Here is a 19,218-nt window from a genome sequence, read left to right on the forward strand (position 1 = left end):
ACACTTGCCACCGAAACAACGAGCCGTGCTGATCCTGCGGGACGTCCTGCGCTGGAAGGCGGACGAGGTCACCCAGTTGCTCGGCGGCCTGGACCTCGGCCTCGGCCTTGGCGCCGGTCGCGGCGGGTCCGCCCCTGGCGCTCGCCCCCGCCACCACCGTCGACCGCTTCCCCCGCCCGAACCCCCCGTCCATCACTCCACCGACCACAGCCAGCCCAAGCCCCACCGCGGCCAGCGAAGCCCCGACCAGGGCGGGCGAGGCCCAGCCCCATCCGGCCGAGATGACCAGGCCGCCGAGCCAGGCGCCGCCCGCGTTGGCGAGGTTGAAGGCCGAGTGGTTGGAGGCGGCGGCCATGGTCGGGGCCTGCTCGGCCTTGGCCATCAGGAGCATCTGGACCGGGGTGGTGATGAAGGAGCCCATGGCGCCGATCAGCAGGACGCAGAGCAGGGCCGTCACGGTGTGCTGCACCGCGAAGTAGAAGGCGAACAGCACGACGGCCATGACGGCGAGGCCCCCGTACAGCGTCGGCCGCAGCGCCCGGTCGGTCATCGGCCCGGCGAGCAGCGTGCCGAGGGTCATGCCCACGCCGTAGAGCGCCAGGACCAGGGTGGTGGACGAGGACGCCATGCCGGTGACCTCGGTGAGCATCGGCACCAGGTAGCTGTAGACCGCGAAGCAGCCGCCGAAGCCGACGACGGCGGTGGCCAGGCCGACCGCGATGTGCCGGTTGCCCATCGCCTTCAGCTCGTGCCGGATGCCGGCGCCCTCGGCACGCGGCTGGTGCGGTACGAGCCGGGCCAGGGACGCCAGCGCGACCAGCCCGATCACGGCGACCGCGAGGTACGCCGAACGCCACCCGAACTGCTGCCCCAGCGCGGTCCCGGCCGGCACCCCGACGATGTTGGCCACGGTCAGCCCTAGGAACATCGTCGACACCGCCCGCGCCGCCCGCTCCGGCGCCACCAGCCGCGAGGCCACCACGGCCCCCACCCCGAACAGCGCCCCGTGCGGCAGCCCCGCCAGCACCCGCGCCGCGAACAACGTCCCGAACCCGGGCGCCAGCGCGGACGCGACGTTCCCGACCACGAACAACCCCGCCAGCAGCAGCAACAGCTTCTTGTGCGGAATCTTCGCCCCGAGCCCCGTCAGCAGCGGCGCCCCGACAACCACCCCGAGCGCGTACGCGGAAATGAGGTTCCCCGCCTGCGGCACGGACACCCCGACCCCGTCGGCGATCTGCGGCAACAACCCCATCGAGACGAACTCGGTCGTCCCTATCCCGAAGGCGACGACGGACAGCGCGAGCAGGGCCAAGGGCATGGCGGGAAACCTCCGAGGGGGACGGTGATGGAGCGGGCGGACACGGACACGCACAACCGGCCGGCCCCAGCCGACCGCCACGCACCCACGGCTGCCGAGCTCCCTTGCCCAGCGCACGCCGAAACAGGACCCGGCACACCGGCCCCTCAGAAGGGCAGCGTCGGGGGCGGGCGGGGCATTCCGGGTGAGGCGAGGGAAAAGGAGTGAGCCGCGCCACTCCGCCCCGTTCCATTCCTGCCGGAGTGTGCCAGGGGGTCCGGGCCCGCCCCTGAGGGGAGCTCGACCCTCCCGCGTGTGAGCCAGGGCACACACTGGAGGGCGATCATCCTGCCGCTCGCCGTCGGTCGTATCAGTGACACCGTCGCAACGAGGAAGGCACAACCATGACCGGCACGTTCACGAGACCTGGCCCCCTCCACTCGGCAGCCGCCACTCAGCGATCCACGGCGCGGTGGCTCACGACCGGTGGTGTGGTGGCAGGTCCGCTGTTCCTCGCGGCCGGACTCGCCCAGGGACTCACGCGCGAGGGCTTCGACTTCACCCGAAACGCGATCAGCCAGCTCGCTCTGGGTGGGGCCGGCTGGGTCCAGACGCTGAGTTTCGTGTGCACCGGAGCGCTACTGGTCGCCGGCGCGGCCGGGCTACGGCGGACTCTGCGCAGAGGCCCCGCCGGGAAGTGGGCACCGGCCCTGGTCGGCGTGTTCGGCCTCTCCTTCTGGGCCGCGGCCGTCTTCCCGGCCGACGCCGGTGCGGGCTTCCCCGCAGGCTCCCCGGACGCGACGGTGATGAGCGGACACGGTGCAGCCCACATGGCCGCCGGGATGATCGGCTACCTCGCTCTGTGTGCCGCGTTCGTGGTTCTGGCTCGCCCGCTCGCCGCCCGGGGCCTCCGTGGCTGGGTCGTGGCCTCGCGTGTCGTGCCCGTGGCTGTCCTCGCCGGGTTCATGGCCTCTGCCGCGTCGGTTCTGGCGTTTACCGCCGGCGCCGGCCTCGGTCTGCTGTGGCTGAGCGCGGTGATGGCCCGGCTGGCCGATGCTCCAGGCGACCGCTGACCGAACGCCGTTCCCTCCGGTACCACCAAGATGACCACGAAACGAAACGGAGCCTCCATGACCGACAACGCCGTGAAGGGCCCTGCCAGCTACTTCCCGTCCATCGAGAAGAAGTACGGCCGTCCGATCGCCGAGTGGAAGGGGCTCATTCGTTCCTCACCGCTCACCCGGCACATGGAGCTGGTCGGCTGGCTCAAGTCCGAGCACGGACTCGGCCACGGCCACGCGAACGCCCTCGTCGCCCACACGCTCGCCGAGGACAGCGCCAAGTGATCAGGTCGGGACGCCGAAGCATGGTTCAGCACTCAGGTGTCCCGGCAGGCCGAACTGGGGAAAGAGGAACGCGGTGTCACGGAAGGCCGTGATGCTCGCGATGCGGTCGCCGGAGAATTCGAGAACTTGGAGAGCCCAGGGCTCGTAACCGGTCCCTTCCGTACGGGGCCGGTACTGGCCGAACGCGGGGGAGCCGTTCGCCACGGTCGGGATGAGCCGCGACCCGCGGCAGCCGACGGCAGGTCCGGTCAGCCACGACTTGATATCGGCCATCCCGCGCATCCACTTCGCGTATGGCGGCAGGGACAGAGTGGCGTCGACGTGGAGCAGCAATCCCAGCTCCTCCATGTCGTACCGGGAGAACGCTGCGGCGTACCGCTCGGCCAGGACCTGCTGGGTGCCACCGGGCACCGGGAGGCCGAGTTCGGCGGCCCTGTCCCGGCGGTCGGCCAGAGTGGCGCGGGCCCGCTGCAAAGCGCTGTTGGCGGAGGCGAGAGTGCAGCCGTGCAGGTCGGCGACCTCGCGGGCCGAGAAGCCGAGGACATCCCGCAGGAGCAACGTGGCCCGCTGCTTGGGCGGGAGGTGCTGGAGCGCGGCGACGAACGCCAGCCGCACCGACTCGCCGGTCATCACGGAAGCCGCCGGATCGTCACCAGGCAGGGGGCCGATCCACAGCGCGCTGTCCGAAGGCGCGCCTGGAGGCGCGGCGCCGTCCGAAGGCCCGGACAGGTCCATCGGCAGCGCCCGCCGCCTCCCGGAGGCCAGGGCGTCCAGACACACGTTGGTGGCGATGCGGTACACCCATGAGCGCAGGGACGACCTGCCCTCGAACTGCCCGGCGTTCCGCCAAGCTCGGACGAGGGTCTGCTGAGCGGCGTCCTCGGCTTCTGCGTACGACCCCAGCATGCGGTAACAGTGGCGAACCAACTCACCCCGGTACGCGTCTAGTTCCAGCACTATCGCCCGCGCCTTGTCATTCAAGTCGCTCCCCCGCCCCCGATGACGCGCCACCTCAGCATGTGGCCAGGCGTGCCCATCCGACGCCCATAACGATAGAGCTGTGGGCATGGGTGGTGCTAGTACTGCAACGGTGCTTACCGTGACAGTTGTCGGGTTCGCTCGTTGGGCTGTTCATGGGTGGGGATATATCCGAGATCGATGCTCGTCGCTGGTCGGACGGGCTGGCAGGGTTGCACGAGCGGTTTGCCCAGCGGTTCGCGCGGAGCGAGTCGCGGAAGTCGGCGCTGGCCTACATGAGGGGTCTGCTGTCGCCGCTGGAGCGTAAGAACGGCTGGACGGTGGCGGAGGAGGCCGGCCATAGCGGTCCGGACCGGATCCAGCGGCTGTTGAACCGGATCGACTGGGACGCGGACGGGGTGCTCGACGACGTGCGCGAGTACGTCGTCGAGCATTTGGCAGATCCTGGCGGCGTGCTGATCGTGGACGACACCGGGTTCCTGAAGAAGGGCTTGCGGTCGGCCGGCGTCCAGCGCCAGTACTCCGGCACCGCCGGCCGCACCGAGAACTGCCAGGTGGGAGTATTCCTCGCCTACTCGGGCGAGCGGGGCCGGACGTTGATCGACCGGGCGCTCTACCTGCCGAAGTCATGGACGGACGACGACCGCGTGCGTTGCCGGGATGCGGGGATCGGCGACGACGTCGAGTTCGCCACGAAGGTCCAACTCGCCCGGCGGATGGTCCGCCGTGCGATCGACGACGAGATCCCCTTCCGCTGGGTGACCGCGGACGCGGGCTACGGCTACAGCAAGGGCTGGCGCTACGAACTCGAGCAGGCCGATGTCTTCCACGTCGTGGCCACCACCAGGCACGACACCGTCGTCACTCGGCGGGCCCTGGACCATCCGCTCCACGACCTGATGGCCGATCTGCCCCGGCAGAAGTGGAAGCGCCGCTCCTGCGGCGAGGGCGCCCACGGCCCGCGGATCTATGACTGGGCGCGTGTCGAAGTCCGGCCCTGGCACCGATCCGACCGCAAGCACTGGGTCCTGGCCCGCCGCAGCATCTCCGACCCGACGAAGGTCGCCTACTACATCGCCTACGCGCCCGCCGAGGCCACGCTCAACGATCTGATCGCCGTCGCGGGTGCCCGCTGGGCGATCGAGGAGTGTTTTCAAACCGCGAAGGGCCAGTGCGGCCTGGACGATTACCAGGTCCGCCGCCACCCGGGCTGGCACCGGCACATCACCCTCGCGATGGCCGTTCACGCCTACCTGACCGTCGTGCGGGCCCAGCAGCTTGAAAAGGGGCCGGACCTGCTCGAACGCCAGACCTGATCTCACTCACCGTCCCCGAGATCCGCCGGTTGATCACCGGCCTCACGCAGCCTGTCCACCGCAGCATCGCCCACGTCCTGCACTGGTCCCGTTGGCGGCGACGGCGCCAGCACCAGGCTCGGACCAGCCACTACAAGAGACGAGGCCACAGCCCAAGAACTGAAGCCTCGTCACGATAAGCACCGTTGCAGTACTAGGGCAGCACCAGTGACCAAGCCGCTCCCCGTACCCGCCAGGTCCGGGTGCGGACCGGGCCGAGCGTCCGCCCGTCGGCCCTGTAGTGGAAGTCGGGCCCGGAGACCGTGACCACCCCGGCGTACGTCCCCCCGGGGGAGGGCGCGTCCTCCGCCGCGTCGGCGCGCACCTCGGCGCGTACGCTCCCGTCGGTGCCGGGAGCGAGGGTGACCGAGTGGACCGGGCGGTCCAGGTCGGCGACGAGGCGGCCGTCCGCCTCGACCCGCAGCGGTATCGGGCCGGAGCGGGTGGCGGTGGAGCGGCGCAGCAGCCAGGAGACGCGGCCCGCCGGGCGCGGCGGCGCCGGGACGTGCAGCTCGCCGAGGACCACGCCGTCGCTGTCGTCGACCAGCAGGTCCAGGCGGCGCGGCTGCCCGTCGAGCACCGCGCGGGCCGCCGTCACGGCGGAGGCGGGCACCCCGAGGTGGCGGGCGAGGCGCAGGGCGCCGCCCGAGCCGACCGGCACCATGGCGAGGTCGGCCTCGGCCAGCTCCCGCTCCTGGTGGAGCTGGGTGACGGCGCGGACCAGGGAGCGGTCGTCGCCGATCAGCACCGGCCGCCGCGAGCCGCGCCGCGCCAGCGCGCGGGCGTACTCGCGGGGGCTCTCGGGGAGACAGAGCTTGACCGGGGCGCCGGCGCTGAGCACGTCCTTGGCGATGCGGACGGATTCCCCGTCGAGGCGGCGGGCAGTGGGGTCCACGATGACCAGCAGCGACGGCGTGGTGGTCGTGGCGGGCTCTCGAGCCGACACCTCGGTCCTTCCTCGGGTAGCATCTTTGTGCAAAGGCCCCTTGCGCTCTTGCGCCAGGGGCTTCGTCTATTTCGGGGCATGCGGTCCGACGGTTCTCGGCCAACGGCGGTCGGCGTGTACGCGTACGCGTGTGCGCCCTGAACCTTGGACATGCCCCGCCCGGAAGGGGTGTACGCCTGTGCCCGCACTCGTGCTGCTCGGTGCTCAGTGGGGTGACGAAGGCAAGGGAAAGGCCACCGACCTGCTCGGTGGCTCAGTGGATTACGTGGTGCGTTACCAGGGCGGCAACAACGCCGGCCACACGGTCGTCGTCGGCGACCAGAAGTACGCGCTGCATCTGCTCCCTTCCGGAATCCTCTCCCCTGGGTGCGTGCCCGTCATCGGGAACGGTGTCGTCGTCGACCCGTCGGTCCTGCTCTCCGAGCTGAGCGGACTGAACGAGCGCGGCGTCGACACCTCCAAGCTGCTGATCAGCGGTAACGCCCACCTGATCACGCCGTACAACGTGATCATGGACAAGGTGTCGGAACGATTCCTCGGCAAGCGCCGGATCGGGACGACCGGGCGCGGTATCGGCCCGACCTACGCCGACAAGATCAACCGGACCGGCATCCGCGTCCAGGACCTCTACGACGAGTCGATCCTGCTCCAGAAGGTCGAGGCGGCGCTGGAGGTCAAGAACCAGATGCTCTCCAAGGTCTACAACCGCCGGGCCGTCGAGGCCGAGCGGATCGTCGAGGAGATGCTGGTCCACGCGGACGCGATCCGCCCGTACGTCGCGGACACCACGCTCATCCTCAACCAGGCGCTGGACGAGGACAAGGTGGTCCTCTTCGAGGGCGGCCAGGGCACCCTGCTCGACGTCGACCACGGCACGTATCCCTTCGTGACCTCCTCCAACCCGACCGCGGGCGGCGCCTGCACGGGTGCGGGTGTGGGGCCGACGAAGATCAGCCGGGTCATCGGCATCCTCAAGGCGTACACCACGCGTGTCGGCGCGGGCCCGTTCCCGACCGAGCTGTTCGACGAGGACGGCGAGGCGCTGCGCCGGATCGGCGGGGAGCGCGGTGTCACCACCGGCCGCGACCGCCGCTGCGGCTGGTTCGACGCGGTCATCGCCCGCTACGCGACCCGGGTCAACGGCCTGACCGACTTCTTCCTCACCAAGCTCGACGTCCTCACCGGCTGGGAGCGCATCCCGGTGTGCGTGGCGTACGAGATCGACGGGAAGCGCGTCGAGGAGCTGCCGTACAACCAGTCGGACTTCCACCACGCGAAGCCCGTCTACGAGTACCTGCCGGGCTGGTCCGAGGACATCACCAAGGCCCAGACCTTCGCCGACCTGCCGAAGAACGCGCAGGCGTACGTGAAGGCGCTGGAGGAGATGTCGGGCGCCCCGATCTCCGCGATCGGCGTCGGTCCCGGCCGGACCGAGACCATCGAGATCAACTCCTTCGTCTGACCTGACGGCGAGGCGTACGCGCGGCGGGGCCGCGGGGACCGGAGACGGTGCCCGCGGCCCCGCCGCCGTCCAGGTTGCCGGTGTCAGGCGAAGCGGATCCCGACCGGCTCGTCCTCGGCGCCGCGGCGGGCGAAGACCGGCTTCGGGCGGAGCGACATGTCCTCGACCCGGGCGCGCGCGAGGTGGCGCGGGGGGCCGTCCGTCAGGGCCGAGGTGACGAGGTAGGCGCGGCGCGCGGGGTCGACCGGGGTGATCCGGAACAGCTCGTTCAGCGGGTACCGGGGCGGGTACGTCGGCATGACGATCAGCGGGCGGACGCCGACCGGCTCACCCTCGTCCTCCGGGACGACCAGGCCGGCGCCGTTGCGGGAGGCCAGCTCGATCGTGAAGGTGTCGCGGCCGTGCTGCGGCTGGGCCGTCAGGACCCACTGCTCGGGGCGCTGGTCGCCGATGAGGTCGGTGAAGAGCAGTCCGTCCCGCACGAAGGCGGGGGCGCCGCGCAGCCAGAGGGTCAGCGGCGACATCGGCAGCTCGCGGTCACCGTCGGCCTGGGCCGAGGGGGTGAGGACGGCTCCGGCGGCCAGGGCGGCGAGCCCGGCCACGCCGGTCCTCAGGAGGGTGCGGCGGTCGGTCCCTGCGGCGGTGCTCATGTCGGGTACTCCTCAAGTCGTGGGGGAAATGCCGGTGATGGGCTGATCCACTCAACGACTCCGCGCTTCGTTGGTAACCCGCGTCCCGCGCGTCCCGCCCGTCCCGGGGTATGCGTGGGGAAGGGCCCCGCCGTCCGGCGGCGGGCCGGCCGCCGAGCGAGGGAGCACCGTGAGCGAGATCGACATCCACGACCGGATCGCCGCAGTCCACCGGGAGATCGGCGACCTGCCGTTCCAGGAGAGGGGCGGCCGCTCGGTGCTGCTGCGCCGCAGCTTCGACGCTCCCGTCATGGAGGTGTGGGCCGCCTGCACCGACCCCGGCCGGATCGCCCGCTGGCTGGCCCCCGTCACCGGCGACCTCCACCCCGGCAACCGCTACGAGGCCGGGGGCCTGGCCTCCGGTGAGGTGCTGCGCTGCGAGTCCCCGAACCTGATCAAGGTCACCTGGGAGTACGGCCCCGACTCGGTCACCGAGATCGAGGTGCGGCTCACCGACGCCCCCGGCCGGACCACCGCGTTCGAGCTGGAGCACACCTCGGCCGCCACCACCGTCGACACCCTCGTCCGCGAACAGGGCCCGGTCGGCCCCGTCGGCGTCGGCGCCGGCTGGGACACCGCCCTGCTCGCCCTCGACCACCACCTCTCCGGCACCCCCTTCGACCGCACCGCCTGGACCGGCTCCCCGGAGTCCCGCACCTACGCCCGCCTCAGCCACCGGGCATGGGGCGACGCGGCGGGCGCCTACTGGGACCTGGACGCCGAGGCGGTCGACGCGGTGGTGGCCTTCGCGGACCAGCACTTTCTGCCGGGGGACGAGGTGGGGGAGTAGGGGTTCAGGCGGGTACGGCCGCGCCCAGCTCCTCCGCCGGCTCCCGCACCCCGTCCGGGAGGGCCCGGCGTTGCGGACGCAGAGGAAGTGGGCGTGCGGACGGGCGGGAGCAGGTGCGGTTCCGGCGGGCGCGGCGCCCCGGAAAGCGGACTGGCCGGTACTCCCTGTACCTGCCCCAAGGCGGCCATGTCATCATCGACCGCTCAACCACCCGGCCCCCCGCGTCGTCTGGTACACCGGGACGCCACCACGCTCCCGGCGTGCGTCAGGCGCCCCGCTGTCCGGCCGATCCGCCCGCCACCCGTACCGATCGGAGGACCCGACCCCGTACCGAAGCAGCCGCCCTGACCCGGCCTCACCCCCCACCCGCCGCTCCGGCCCGTACGCTTCCCGCGTCGCGCCGGGACGCAGCGCCCGGCCACGGCCACCGCTCGCTGCCACCTGGCCCGCAGCGCTCCACCGTCCACCTCTCACCCCGCGCGGCCCCGTCGCGCGGACCCGGCCCCGGGACAGGGGCAGCGGAGTCACGGCGTAGCCGGCCCTCCCGGTCTCCCGTCAGGGACCGCCGGCCGGAACCGCCGCCCGGCCCGTCGGCGTACTCCACCGGAGTACGGCCGAGGGAGGGGAGTCCGGCCCCGCCCACCTGTCCGCCACACTTCACAGATGCGAGCACCTGTCATGCCCATAGCCGCACCCATACGCACCGTGCGTACCGCACGTTCCTCCATAGCCAGCTGGCTCACCCGCCGCTATCTCAGCCGCCTCCGCCGCAAGGGCACCACGCTCGATCTGAACGCCCTGTCCAAGCTCCCCGAACCGGCCCTGTTGCCGCTCCGCCGCAACGGCCTCGACCCCGTCCCCGAGATCGGCGCCCTGCGCGACCGCGAGCCCGTCAGCCGGCTCCCCGTCCTCGCCGTCCCGGTCTGGCTGGTCACCGGTTACGACGAGGCCAAGGAAGTCCTGGGCGACGCCCGCGCCTTCAGCAACGATTTCGCCCACCTGGTCGGCACCAACGGCGTCGCCGAGCACCACGAACCGGGTGGCCTCGGTTTCGCCGACCCGCCGGACCACACCCGGCTGCGCCGCCTGCTCACGCCCGAGTTCACCATGCGGCGCCTGAACCGGCTCACCCCGCTGATCCACTCGATCATCGAGGAGCGGCTCGACGCGCTGGAGGCCGCCGCCGACGCGGACGGCCGCGTCGACCTGGTCGAGCACTTCGCTCTGCCCGTCCCGGCCCTGGTCATCTGCGAACTCCTCGGTGTCCCCTACGAGGAGCGCGACGCCTTCCAGCAGTTCTCGGTGGCCCGCTTCGACGTGCTCGGCGGCCTCGGCGCCTCCTTCGGCGCCATCTCGCAGTCCCGCGAGTACCTGCGGGGCGTCATCGAGCAGCAGCGCCGCGAGCCCGGTGACGGCCTCCTCGGCATGATCATCCGCGAGCACGGCGACGCCGTCACCGACGAGGAGCTGACCGGCCTCGCCGACGGCGTCCTCACCGGCGGCCTGGAGACCACGGCCAGCATGCTGGCGCTGGGCACCCTCGTCATGCTCCAGGACCGCACCCACTTCACGGCGATCCGCGAGGCCGACGACCCCGGTGCCGTCGCCACCCCGTTCGTCGACGAACTCCTGCGCCACCTCACCGTCGTGCAGACCGCCTTCCCGCGCTTCGCCCGCGAGAACACCGTCGTCGGCGGCCAGGCCATCTCGGCCGGCGACATCGTCATCGTCTCGCTGAGCGCCGCCGACCGCGACAAGCGGCTCGGCCCCGAGATGGACGCCTTCGACCCGTCGCGCCCGCCGGCCTCCTCGCACCTCGCCTTCGGCTACGGCATCCACCGCTGCGTCGGCGCCGAACTCGGCCGGATGGAACTGCGCGCCGCCTTCCCCCTCCTGGTCGAGCGCTTCCCCGCCCTCCGCCTCGCGGTGGAGCCCCAGGAGCTGGAGTTCCGCAAGCTGTCCATCGTCTACGGCGTGGACTCGCTGCCGGTCCGCCTGAAGTGACGCCGCCCGGCCCGGGCGATGTTTCACGTGAAACGTCGCCCGATGCCCGGGGCGCGTCCCGGAGGACGGCCGGATTCGCCTGGTTCAGGTACCCGCCGCCGGCCCGGGTACCTAGGGTGGCCGGGTGAGCATTCCGCCGGTCAGACGCCTGACGACGCAGCCGCCGCTGAAGTATCTCGGCTCCGCCGAGCCCTGGCGGGCGCTCCTCTACCTGCTCTCCGGGGCGGGGCTCGGGGCCGTCACCCTGCTGGTGCTCGGCGTGCTGATCGGGCTGGGCCTGCTGCTCTCGGTGCTCGGTGTCGGAGTGGCGATGCTCGTCGGCGCCGTCCTGTTCAGCCTCCCGCTGGCGGAGATCGAGCGCCGCAGGCTCCGGCTGATCGAGGAACCGGGCACGCCCGCCATCCCGTCCCCGCACAGCCCCGTCGAGGAGCCGGGGCTCCGGTCCTGGCTCCGCCTCCGGCTGCGGGAGCCTTCCACCTGGCGGGAGTTCGGTTACGCGGTACTGCTGGCCACCCTCTTCCTCCTGATCGACCTGGCCCTGCTCCTCCTGGCGGTGCTGCTGGCCGCGACGCTGGTGGTGCCGCCCTGGTCGGCGTACCGCTCCGGCCAGCCCGAGGCGCTGATCCTCACCGCGATCGCCGTCCCGGCGGTGCCCGTCGCGCTCTACGGCCTCGGGGCGGTGGCGGCGCTCCAGGCGCGGCTGGCCCGGATCCTGCTGCATCCCACGCCCCGGGAGGACGAGCCGGACCGCGACGCCCGGGTGGTCGAGCTGACCCGGTCCCGGGCCCGCCTGGCCGACGCCTTCGAGACCGAGCGGCACCGCATCCAGCGGGACCTGCACGACGGCGCGCAGCAGCGTCTGGTGGCGCTGGTGATGACGCTGGGCCTGGCCGAGCTGGAGCTGAAGGGCACCGGGCAGCAGGAGAGCCCGGAGGCGGTACGGCGTGGCGCGGAGCTGGTCTCCCGGGCGCGTGGTGAGGCGAAGGACGCCCTGACCGAACTCCGCGACCTGGTGCACGGTATCTACCCGCAGGTCCTCACCGACCGGGGGCTGCCCGCCGCCGTCTCGGAGGCGGCGGTGCGCTGCCCGGTGCCGGTCCGGGTCGAGCTGGAACTGGCCGAGCGGCTGCCGCGCCAGATCGAGGCCGCCGCGTACTTCGTCGTCAGCGAGGCGCTGACCAACGTCGCCAAGCACAGCGGGGCCCGGAACGCCGTGGTCAGCGGCGGCCGTTCGGGGCAGCGGCTGGAGCTCACGGTCCGCGACGACGGGGTGGGAGGCGCCGAACTGAGAGTCGGCAGCGGCCTGCAGGGTCTCGCCGACCGGGCCGAGGTGGTCGGTGGCAGACTCGCCCTGTCCAGTCCGCCGGGCGGTCCGACCGCCCTCACCCTGGAGGTCCCGTGCCCGCGCTCCGCATAGTCCTCGCCGAAGACTCCGCGCTGGTACGCGCCGGGATCGAGGAGCTGCTGACCAAGTTCGGCCACGAGGTGGTGCGGTCGGTGGCCGACGCGGACGCGCTCGTCACCGCCGTCGAGGAGTGCCGGCCCGACCTGGTCATCACCGACGTCCAGATGCCGCCCGGCCACGGCGACGACGGTCTGCGCGCCGCCCTGCGGCTCCGCCAGGACCACCCGGACCTGCCCGTCCTCGTCCTCTCCCAGTACGTCGCCAAGGCATACGCCAAAGAGCTGTTCTCGCTCGACGGGAGCACGCCCGGGGCCGCCCGGGGCGGGCTGGGCTATCTGCTCAAGGACCGCATCGGGGAGCTGAGCGAGTTCGTGGCGGCGATCGGGTCGGTGGCGGCCGGCGGCATCGTCATCGACCCCCAGGTCGTGCGTCACCTGCTGACCGAGCGCGACCGCAGCACCCGCACCCAGCTGCTCTCGGCCCGTGAGTCCGAGGTGCTGGCCCTGATGGCCGCCGGCCACTCCAACACGATGATCCGGGACGAACTGCACCTGAGTGAGGGCGCGGTGGCCAAGCACATCGGCAACATCTTCACCAAGCTGGGCTTCTCCCCGGAGGACGGCAACCGCCGGGTGCTGGCGGTGCTGGCCTACCTGCGGGGCGCGTGACAGAGGGGGCAGCCCGTCCGGCCGCCCCCTCCTCTCATCCCGCGGCCCTGCCGGGGGCGGTCACCCACCGTCCGGCGGCGTGCTGGTCGGCTCCGGTGCGGGAGCCGCCTCGACCTGGGGCGGGGTGAAACCGCGCAGGGTCGGACTGAGGGTGGCCACCACGGCGATGACGGCGGTGCCCGCCGCGGCGGCCACGATCGCCCAGCGCGGGCCGGCCCACTCCATGGTCAGACCGCCGGCCAGGGGGCCGAGTGCCGCCGAGACGCCCGACACCAGGCCGATGATCCCGCTGAGCCTGCCCCGCAGCCGGTCCGGGGTGGTCAGCAGCTGGTACGTGCTGACGGCGGTGTTGGCGGTCGGCGCGAAGAAGGCCATGCCCGCCAGCAGCAGGCCGAGCAGGAGCCCGTTGGTCACCGTCAGCGAGACGGGGGCCAGCACCGCCATCGCCCAGAAGACCATCAGCACCGAGTGGCGCTGCCCGAGCCGCCGGTAGAGCCGGGGGGCGGCGAGGGCGCCCAGGAGGCCGCCGACGCCGAACATCGCGGCCATCACGCCGATCTGGCCGGAGGGCACGTCGTCCTGCTGGGCGGCCATGATGATGACCAGGTAGACGACCTGGAAGAGGAAGTTCAGCGCCACCGCGCAGCACGCGGTGACCCGGATCAGCCGGTGCCCCCACACCCAGCGCAGCCCTTCCGCGGTCTCCTTCCAGAAGCCCGGCCTGCTCTCTCCGGGCTCGGGGCGCGGCGGCTTGGGCAGCCGGATGAAGAGCAGCAGGAAGAAGGAGACCACGTGGGCCACGGCGTTGGCGGCGAACGGCAGCAGGTGCTTGATGCCGAAGAGCACGCCGCTGACGCCGGTGCCGAGCAGCTGGCCGATGTTGCTGCGCGCGTGGTTCATCGAGACGGCGGTGGCCAGTTGCTCCTCGGGGACCACGTGGGGCAGGGACGCCTCCTCCGCCGGGTCGTAGAGGGAGGCGCAGAGCCCGAGGACGGCGGCGGTGACCACCATGTGCCAGATCTGCACGGTGTCCTGCCAGATCGTCCAGACCAGCAGAGTGAGCACCGTGATCCGGGCGACCTCGCAGGAGACCATCACCACCTTGCGGTTCCACCGGTCGAGCAGGGTGCCGGCGGGCACGCCCGCGACCAGCTGGGCCGTCGCGTTGACCGCGGCGACCAGTCCGGCCTGGGCGGGCGAGCCGGTCACGGCCAGCACCAGCAGGGGGAAGGCCATCAGGGTGGCGTTGAACCCGGCCTCGGTGAAGGTCCTGCTCAGCCAGAGCAGGTTGTAGTCGCGGTTGCGCCAGAGCGGGCGGGGGGCCTGCTTCGGGGGGAGGGGCTTCCCCTGGGTGGTGACCATCACTCGCTCTCCCGTCGGGTGGCGCCGGGCAGGGTGGCGCAGTGGCGGGCCAGGTCGCCCAGCAGCTCCTCGAAGAGCTGGGCGACCTTGGCCATCGTGCCCGGGTGGAAGACGGCCGTGGAGTAGTACCAGGTGAAGCCGAGCCGGCCGTCCACCGCGCTGCCGACCACCTCCAGGAGGTGGGTGGCGCGTTCCTCGGGTCCGGCGTCCTCGCCGAGCGCCCCGTGCTCCACCGCGATGAGCCGGCCTGAGCCGGACGCGCCCCGGGCCGGGGCGGAACTCTCGTACTGGCCGAGGTAGTTGAAGACGGCCTCGGCCTCCGGGAGGCCGCGGAGCGCGGCGGCCGGGGAGTCCTGCGGAGCGAGGTGGCGCAGGACCCCGTAGTGCAGGCCGTTCTCCGGGACGGCGCGCAGGTCGCGCCGGACCGACTTCATCAGCCGGGCCCAGTCGGGCCCCGCCCCGTCCGGCGCCGGCGTGTCCGGGGGGACGGAGAGCGCGACGGGGTGGACCGAGGTGAACCAGCCGACGGTGCGGGAGAGGTCGACGGCCTCGAAGAGCTCCTCGCGGCCGTGGCTCTCCACCTCCAGCACCACCCGCCGGCGTCCGGTCCACCGGCCCAGGGCCAGCGCCAGCACGCCCAGCAGCACGTCGGCGGCGCGGGCCCGGAAGCGGGCGGGGGCCGTGCGCAGCAGGTGGGCGCTCTCCTCGGGGCCGAGGCGGATCTCGACGGTGGCGGCGGTGGCGGCGGAGTTGGGGCCCGGCCCGTCGGCCGGCAGCGGCTCGACCGCCCGCAGGACGTCCGTCCAGTGCGGCAGCTCCTCGTCGGCGGCGCCCGCGACGGCGTGCTCCTGGAGCAGGGCGGCCCACTCCTGGAAGGAGGTGGTGCGGGCCGACGGGATGATCTCCTCGCCCGCCAGGGCGCGGTGGTAGCCGCGCTCCAGGTCGTCCAGGAGGACGCGCCAGGAGACCGTGTCGACCACCAGGTGGTGGACGGTGAGGAAGAGCTGGTCCGGGCCGTCGCCGGTGGTGAACAGCAGGGCCTTCAGCAGCGGGCCGTGTGCGATGTCGAAGCCGCGCTGGGCCTCGACGGCGTGCCGCTCGACCGCCTCCCGCCGCGCCCCGGGGGCCACCCGCGACAGGTCGTGGACGGCGAGCAGCGCGTCGGCGCGGGCCGGCAGCTCCTCGGTGACCCACTGGCGGCGGCCGCCCGCGCCGTCGGGCGTGAACCGGCTGCGCAGCGCGTCGTGGTGGGCCACCAGGGCGAGCAGGGTGCGGCCCAGCGCCTCCCGGTCCACCGGTCCGGCCAGGTCCAGCAGGGTCGACTGGTTGAAGTGGTCGGGGTACTGGCGGGTGGCGAAGAACCAGCGCTGGGCCGGAGTGAGGACGACCTCCCCGCTGACCGGGCCGCGCGCGGCGGGCGACGCCGTGCCGCCGTCGCCGGTCTCGACGACGCGGGAGAGTTCGGCGATGGTCTGGTGGAGGAAGAGGTCCTTGCCGGTCATCCGGAGTCCGGCCTCCCGGGCCCGGGCCAGCACCTGGATGCTGAGGATCGAGTCGCCGCCGATGTCGAAGAACCGGTCGGTGATGCCGACCCGCTCCAGGCCCAGCACCTCGGCCCAGATACCGGCGAGCAGACGTTGCAGCGGGGTCCCGGGCTCGACGTGGCCGGCGCCGGGGCCGGCGACGGGGGCAGGGGCGGGCAGGGCGCGGCGGTCCACCTTGCCGTTGGGGCTGAGCGGCAGTTCGTCCAGGACGGCGTAGGCCGTCGGCACCATGTGGGCCGGGAGGACCGTGCTGAGGAAGGTCCGCAGCGCGGTGGGGTCGGGCCGCTCGCTCCCCGGGTCGCCGGAGGGGGTGGCGTACGCAGCGAGGCGTTTGTGCCCGGTGGCCGGGTCGGTGGCGGCGACCACGGTCACCTCGCCGACGTCCGGGTGGGCGCGGAGCGCTGATTCCACCTCGCCCGTCTCGACGCGGAAGCCGCGGATCTTGACCTGGTGGTCCTGGCGGCCGGTGAAGTCCAGCGTCCCGTCGGCCTGGAGACGGACGAGGTCGCCGGTGCGGTACATCCGCTCGCCGGGAGCGCCGAAGGGGGAGGCGACGAACCGCTTCCCGGTCAGCGCCGGGTTGCGCAGGTAGCCGCGGCCGAGGCCGGGGCCCGCGATGTACAGCTCGCCGTGGCAGCCCGGCGGGACCGGCCGCAGCCAGCGGTCCAGGACGTGCAGCCGGACCCCGGCCAGCGGACCGCCCAGCGGCACGCTCGGGCTGCTGCCCGCGTAGCCGCCGGTGTGCAGGGTGGCGACCAGGGTGGTCTCGCTGGGGCCGTAGATGTTGCGGAAGCGGCGGCCGTCGGCGGACCAGACGTCGGCCAGGGGGGCGGGGCAGGCGTCGCCGGCCGCGCCGACCGCCCGTACCGTCGGCACCTCGGCCGGGTCGAGCGCGGCGAGCAGCGCGGGCGGGGTCATCAGGACGGTCGCCGCCAGCCGCCGTGCCTCGGCGGCGAGTTCCTGGCCGCTCTCGGTCTGGCCGAAGCAGAGGGTGGCGCCGGACATCAGGGTGCAGAAGATGTCCGAGACCCCGCCGTCGAAGCTGAGCGAGAGGTGCTGGAGCAGGCGGTCGCCGGGGCCGATGCCGAACCGCTCGGCGAAGTCGGCCACGGTGTGGCAGAGCGAGCGGTGCGGGATCATGATCCCCTTCGGCCGCCCCGTCGACCCCGAGGTGTACACGACGTACGCCAGGTGGTCCGGGCCGGCCGGCCGGTCCGGGGCGGTGGTGGGCAGGCCCGCGATGTGCTCCTGTTCGCGGTCGAGCAGCACGGTCGCCGCGGGCGCCGCCGTCAGCCGCTCGCGCAGGCGGTCCAGGGTGAGCAGTACCGGGGTGCGGGTCTCCTCGGCCATGGCGGCGAGCCGCTCGGCCGGGGAGGCCGGGTCCAGCGGGACGTACGCGCCGCCCGCCTTGACCGCGGCCAGCGCCGCCACCACCGCGTCGGCCCCGCGCGGCAGGCAGACGCCCACCAGGACGTCCGGGCCCACGCCGCGCTCGCGCAGGTGGTGGGCGAGCTGGTTGGCGCGGGCGTCCAGCTCGGCGTAGCTGAGCGTCAGGCCGCCGTCGACGACGGCGGCGGCGTGGGGGGCCCGGCGGACCTGCTCGGCGAAGCGGTCGGTGGCCGTCAGCGCCTCGGGCGGTGCGGCCGGGGCTCCCGTCCCGGCCCGCAGCAGTTCCGCGTGCTCGTCGGCGGGGAGCAGGGCCGCGGTGTGCAGCGGGCTGTCGGGTGCGGCGGTGAGCGAGTCCAGCAGGGTCCGCAGCCGGCCGGCCATCCGCTGGACGGTGGTGGCGTCGAAGAGGTCGGTGTTGTACTGGATGCCGCCCACCAGCGCCCCGTCCACCTCCTCGAACTGCACGGTCAGGTCGAAGGCGGTGCTGCTGGAGGGAAGGGCGAACTCCTCGATGCGCAGGCCGTCGAGTTCGGCGCGTCGCTGCGGGGTGTTCTGGAGCACCACCATGGCCTGGAAGAGCGGGGACCTGCTCGGGTCCCGGTCGGGGACCAGCTCGTCCACCAGCCGCTCGAACGGCGCGTCCTGGTGGGCGAGGCCCTCGACCACGGTGTGCCGCACCTGGGTGAGCAGGTCGTGGAAGGTGCCGTGCTCGTCGATCTTCGAGCGGACCACCAGGGTGTTGACGAAGAAGCCGACCAGTTCCTCCAGTTCGGCCCGCTCACGGCCGGAGGACACGGTGCCCACCGCGATGTCCCGCTGCCCGCTGTGGCGGGCCAGCAGGAGCTGGCAGGCGGCGACGAGGACCGTGAAGAGGGTGGTGCCACGGTCGGCGGCCAGCTCGGTGACCCGGTCGGTCGTCTCCTCGGGGATGCGGAAACCGAGCGTGGCGCCGTTGGTGGTCCGCACGGGCGGGCGCGGGCGGTCGGTGGGCAGTTCCAGCGGCTCCAGCCCGGCCAGTCGCTTCCGCCAGTAGCCGATCTGCCCGTCGGCCACCGGGCCGGTCAGCCGGTCGCGCTGCCAGCGGGCGAAATCGGCGTACCGCGGGGGCAGCGGGGGCAGTCCGGGCTCCTCGCCGCGGCGGCGGGCCGCGTACAGGGCCTCCAGATCGCGGGCGATCAGGGCGCTGGACCAGCCGTCGGTGACGATGTGGTGGACGCAGAGCGCCAGCACGTGGTCCTCGTCGCCCAGGCGGACCAGTGCGGCCCGCAGCAGCGGACCTTCGCGCAGGTCGAAGGGGGTTCCGGTCTGCTCGGCGAGCAGGCGCTCCAGGGCCTGTTCCCGGGCCGTGCCGCCCAGGGCGCTCAGGTCGGTGAGGGGCAGCGGCACCTCGGCGGGCGGGCGGATCGTCTGCACCGCCTGGCCGCGGACCTCGTCGAAGACGGTACGCAGCGACGGGTGGCGGGCCACCAGGCCGCTCAGGGCGTGCCGCAGCGCCTCGGGGTCGAGGGGCCCGCGCATCCTGAGACCGGTGGGGGAGACGTAGTCGGTGGAGCCGGGCTCGTAGGCGTCGAGGAACCACAGCCGCTGCTGGGCGAAGGAGAGCGGGAGCCCTTCGTCGCCCTCGGTGCGGGGGATCGGTGCGGCGGCCGGGGCGCTGTCCGGCCCGGTCAGGGCGGCGGCGAGGAGGGCCACGGTGGGGTGGTCGAAGAGCGCGCGCGGCGAGAGGTCGCGGTCGAGCGTGGCCCGCAGCCGGGAGGTGATCCGGATGCTGAGGACCGAGTCGCCGCCCAGCTCGAAGAAGTCGTCGTCGACACCGACCTCGTCGACCTCCAGCGTCCGGGCCCAGACCGAGGCGATCAGCTTCTCGGTGGCGGTGCGCGGCGCGGCTGCTGCCGGAGGTTGGCTTTTTCCGCTGCTGCTCGGTGTCGGAGACGTGACCGAACGCTTTCATGATTTCCGGCGTGAGTGCTCGTGCCAGTG

At 72.9% G+C, this 19,218-nt stretch carries 15 protein-coding genes; 9 read left to right on the plus strand and 6 right to left on the minus strand.

The window, feature by feature from the left end; translation table 11 throughout:
• The coding region (locus ABZ863_RS33475; protein ID WP_358543600.1) for an MFS transporter at positions 1 to 1,321 on the minus strand (1,321 nt) is incomplete at its 3' end.
• Positions 1,322 to 1,704: 383 nt separating this feature from the next.
• Here ABZ863_RS33475 and ABZ863_RS33480 point away from each other — a divergent pair.
• The gene (locus tag ABZ863_RS33480; protein WP_358543602.1) at positions 1,705 to 2,373 is read left to right on the plus strand and encodes a DUF998 domain-containing protein; all 669 of its coding nucleotides are present in this window, start codon (positions 1,705 to 1,707) and stop codon (positions 2,371 to 2,373) included.
• A gap of 57 nt (positions 2,374 to 2,430) precedes the next feature.
• Positions 2,431 to 2,646 (plus strand): DUF4287 domain-containing protein, encoded by a 216-nt coding sequence (locus ABZ863_RS33485; RefSeq protein WP_018470180.1) that lies wholly within the window; start codon positions 2,431 to 2,433, stop codon positions 2,644 to 2,646.
• Here the strand turns inward: ABZ863_RS33485 and ABZ863_RS33490 are convergent, their stop codons facing one another.
• Positions 2,647 to 3,714 (minus strand): sigma-70 family RNA polymerase sigma factor, encoded by a 1,068-nt coding sequence (locus ABZ863_RS33490; protein ID WP_358543605.1) that lies wholly within the window; start codon positions 3,712 to 3,714, stop codon positions 2,647 to 2,649.
• Between the two features lie 65 nt (positions 3,715 to 3,779).
• On the opposite strand from ABZ863_RS33490, the gene ABZ863_RS33495 reads away from it, so the two are divergent.
• Positions 3,780 to 4,940, plus strand: a complete 1,161-nt coding sequence (locus tag ABZ863_RS33495) for an IS701 family transposase (RefSeq protein ID WP_358543610.1) — start codon at positions 3,780 to 3,782, stop codon at positions 4,938 to 4,940.
• 193 nt (positions 4,941 to 5,133) lie between these two features.
• Here the strand turns inward: ABZ863_RS33495 and ABZ863_RS33500 are convergent, their stop codons facing one another.
• Positions 5,134 to 5,925 carry a diacylglycerol kinase family protein gene (locus ABZ863_RS33500; protein WP_023418515.1) on the minus strand — a complete coding sequence of 264 codons (792 nt, stop codon included), beginning with the start codon at positions 5,923 to 5,925 and terminating at the stop codon, positions 5,134 to 5,136.
• Positions 5,926 to 6,103: 178 nt separating this feature from the next.
• Between ABZ863_RS33500 and ABZ863_RS33505 the strand changes: the two genes are divergently transcribed.
• Positions 6,104 to 7,387: an adenylosuccinate synthase gene (locus tag ABZ863_RS33505; RefSeq protein WP_023418516.1), complete on the plus strand. Its 1,284-nt coding sequence runs from the start codon at positions 6,104 to 6,106 to the stop codon at positions 7,385 to 7,387.
• 83 nt (positions 7,388 to 7,470) lie between these two features.
• Here the strand turns inward: ABZ863_RS33505 and ABZ863_RS33510 are convergent, their stop codons facing one another.
• Positions 7,471 to 8,037, minus strand: coding sequence for an I66 family serine proteinase inhibitor (locus tag ABZ863_RS33510; protein WP_023418517.1), 567 nt, complete (start codon positions 8,035 to 8,037; stop codon positions 7,471 to 7,473).
• Positions 8,038 to 8,206: 169 nt separating this feature from the next.
• On the opposite strand from ABZ863_RS33510, the gene ABZ863_RS33515 reads away from it, so the two are divergent.
• The 4 genes from ABZ863_RS33515 to ABZ863_RS33530 all read left to right on the plus strand — a co-directional run bounded on the left by ABZ863_RS33515 (position 8,207) and on the right by ABZ863_RS33530 (position 12,943).
• On the plus strand, positions 8,207 to 8,866 hold the full coding sequence (locus ABZ863_RS33515) for an SRPBCC family protein (RefSeq protein WP_033951928.1): 660 nt from the start codon (positions 8,207 to 8,209) through the stop codon (positions 8,864 to 8,866).
• A 726-nt stretch (positions 8,867 to 9,592) separates the two neighbouring features.
• The gene (locus ABZ863_RS33520) at positions 9,593 to 10,870 is read left to right on the plus strand and encodes a cytochrome P450 (RefSeq protein WP_358543613.1); all 1,278 of its coding nucleotides are present in this window, start codon (positions 9,593 to 9,595) and stop codon (positions 10,868 to 10,870) included.
• A gap of 124 nt (positions 10,871 to 10,994) precedes the next feature.
• Positions 10,995 to 12,287 carry a sensor histidine kinase gene (locus ABZ863_RS33525; protein WP_023418520.1) on the plus strand — a complete coding sequence of 431 codons (1,293 nt, stop codon included), beginning with the start codon at positions 10,995 to 10,997 and terminating at the stop codon, positions 12,285 to 12,287.
• Positions 12,269 to 12,943: a response regulator transcription factor gene (locus tag ABZ863_RS33530; protein WP_023418521.1), complete on the plus strand. Its 675-nt coding sequence runs from the start codon at positions 12,269 to 12,271 to the stop codon at positions 12,941 to 12,943. Before ABZ863_RS33525 ends, ABZ863_RS33530 begins: the two co-directional genes overlap by 19 nt.
• Before the next feature lie 60 nt (positions 12,944 to 13,003).
• Here the strand turns inward: ABZ863_RS33530 and ABZ863_RS33535 are convergent, their stop codons facing one another.
• Both ABZ863_RS33535 and ABZ863_RS33540 read right to left on the minus strand, forming a co-directional pair.
• On the minus strand, positions 13,004 to 14,305 hold the full coding sequence (locus ABZ863_RS33535) for an MFS transporter (protein WP_023418522.1): 1,302 nt from the start codon (positions 14,303 to 14,305) through the stop codon (positions 13,004 to 13,006).
• Entirely contained in the window at positions 14,305 to 19,098 is a 4,794-nt protein-coding gene (locus ABZ863_RS33540; RefSeq protein WP_358543616.1) for an amino acid adenylation domain-containing protein, read from the minus strand. Before ABZ863_RS33540 ends, ABZ863_RS33535 begins: the two co-directional genes overlap by 1 nt.
• On the opposite strand from ABZ863_RS33540, the gene ABZ863_RS33545 reads away from it, so the two are divergent.
• Positions 19,004 to 19,218: hypothetical protein (locus ABZ863_RS33545; protein ID WP_358543608.1), on the plus strand; the 215-nt coding region annotated here is incomplete at its 3' end. The two genes, ABZ863_RS33540 and ABZ863_RS33545, sit on opposite strands and share 95 nt — an antisense overlap.

Origin of the sequence: Saccharomonospora sp. NPDC046836 (assembly GCF_040645195.1) — a bacterium.
Classification (GTDB): Bacteria; Actinomycetota; Actinomycetes; order Mycobacteriales; family Pseudonocardiaceae; genus Prauserella_A.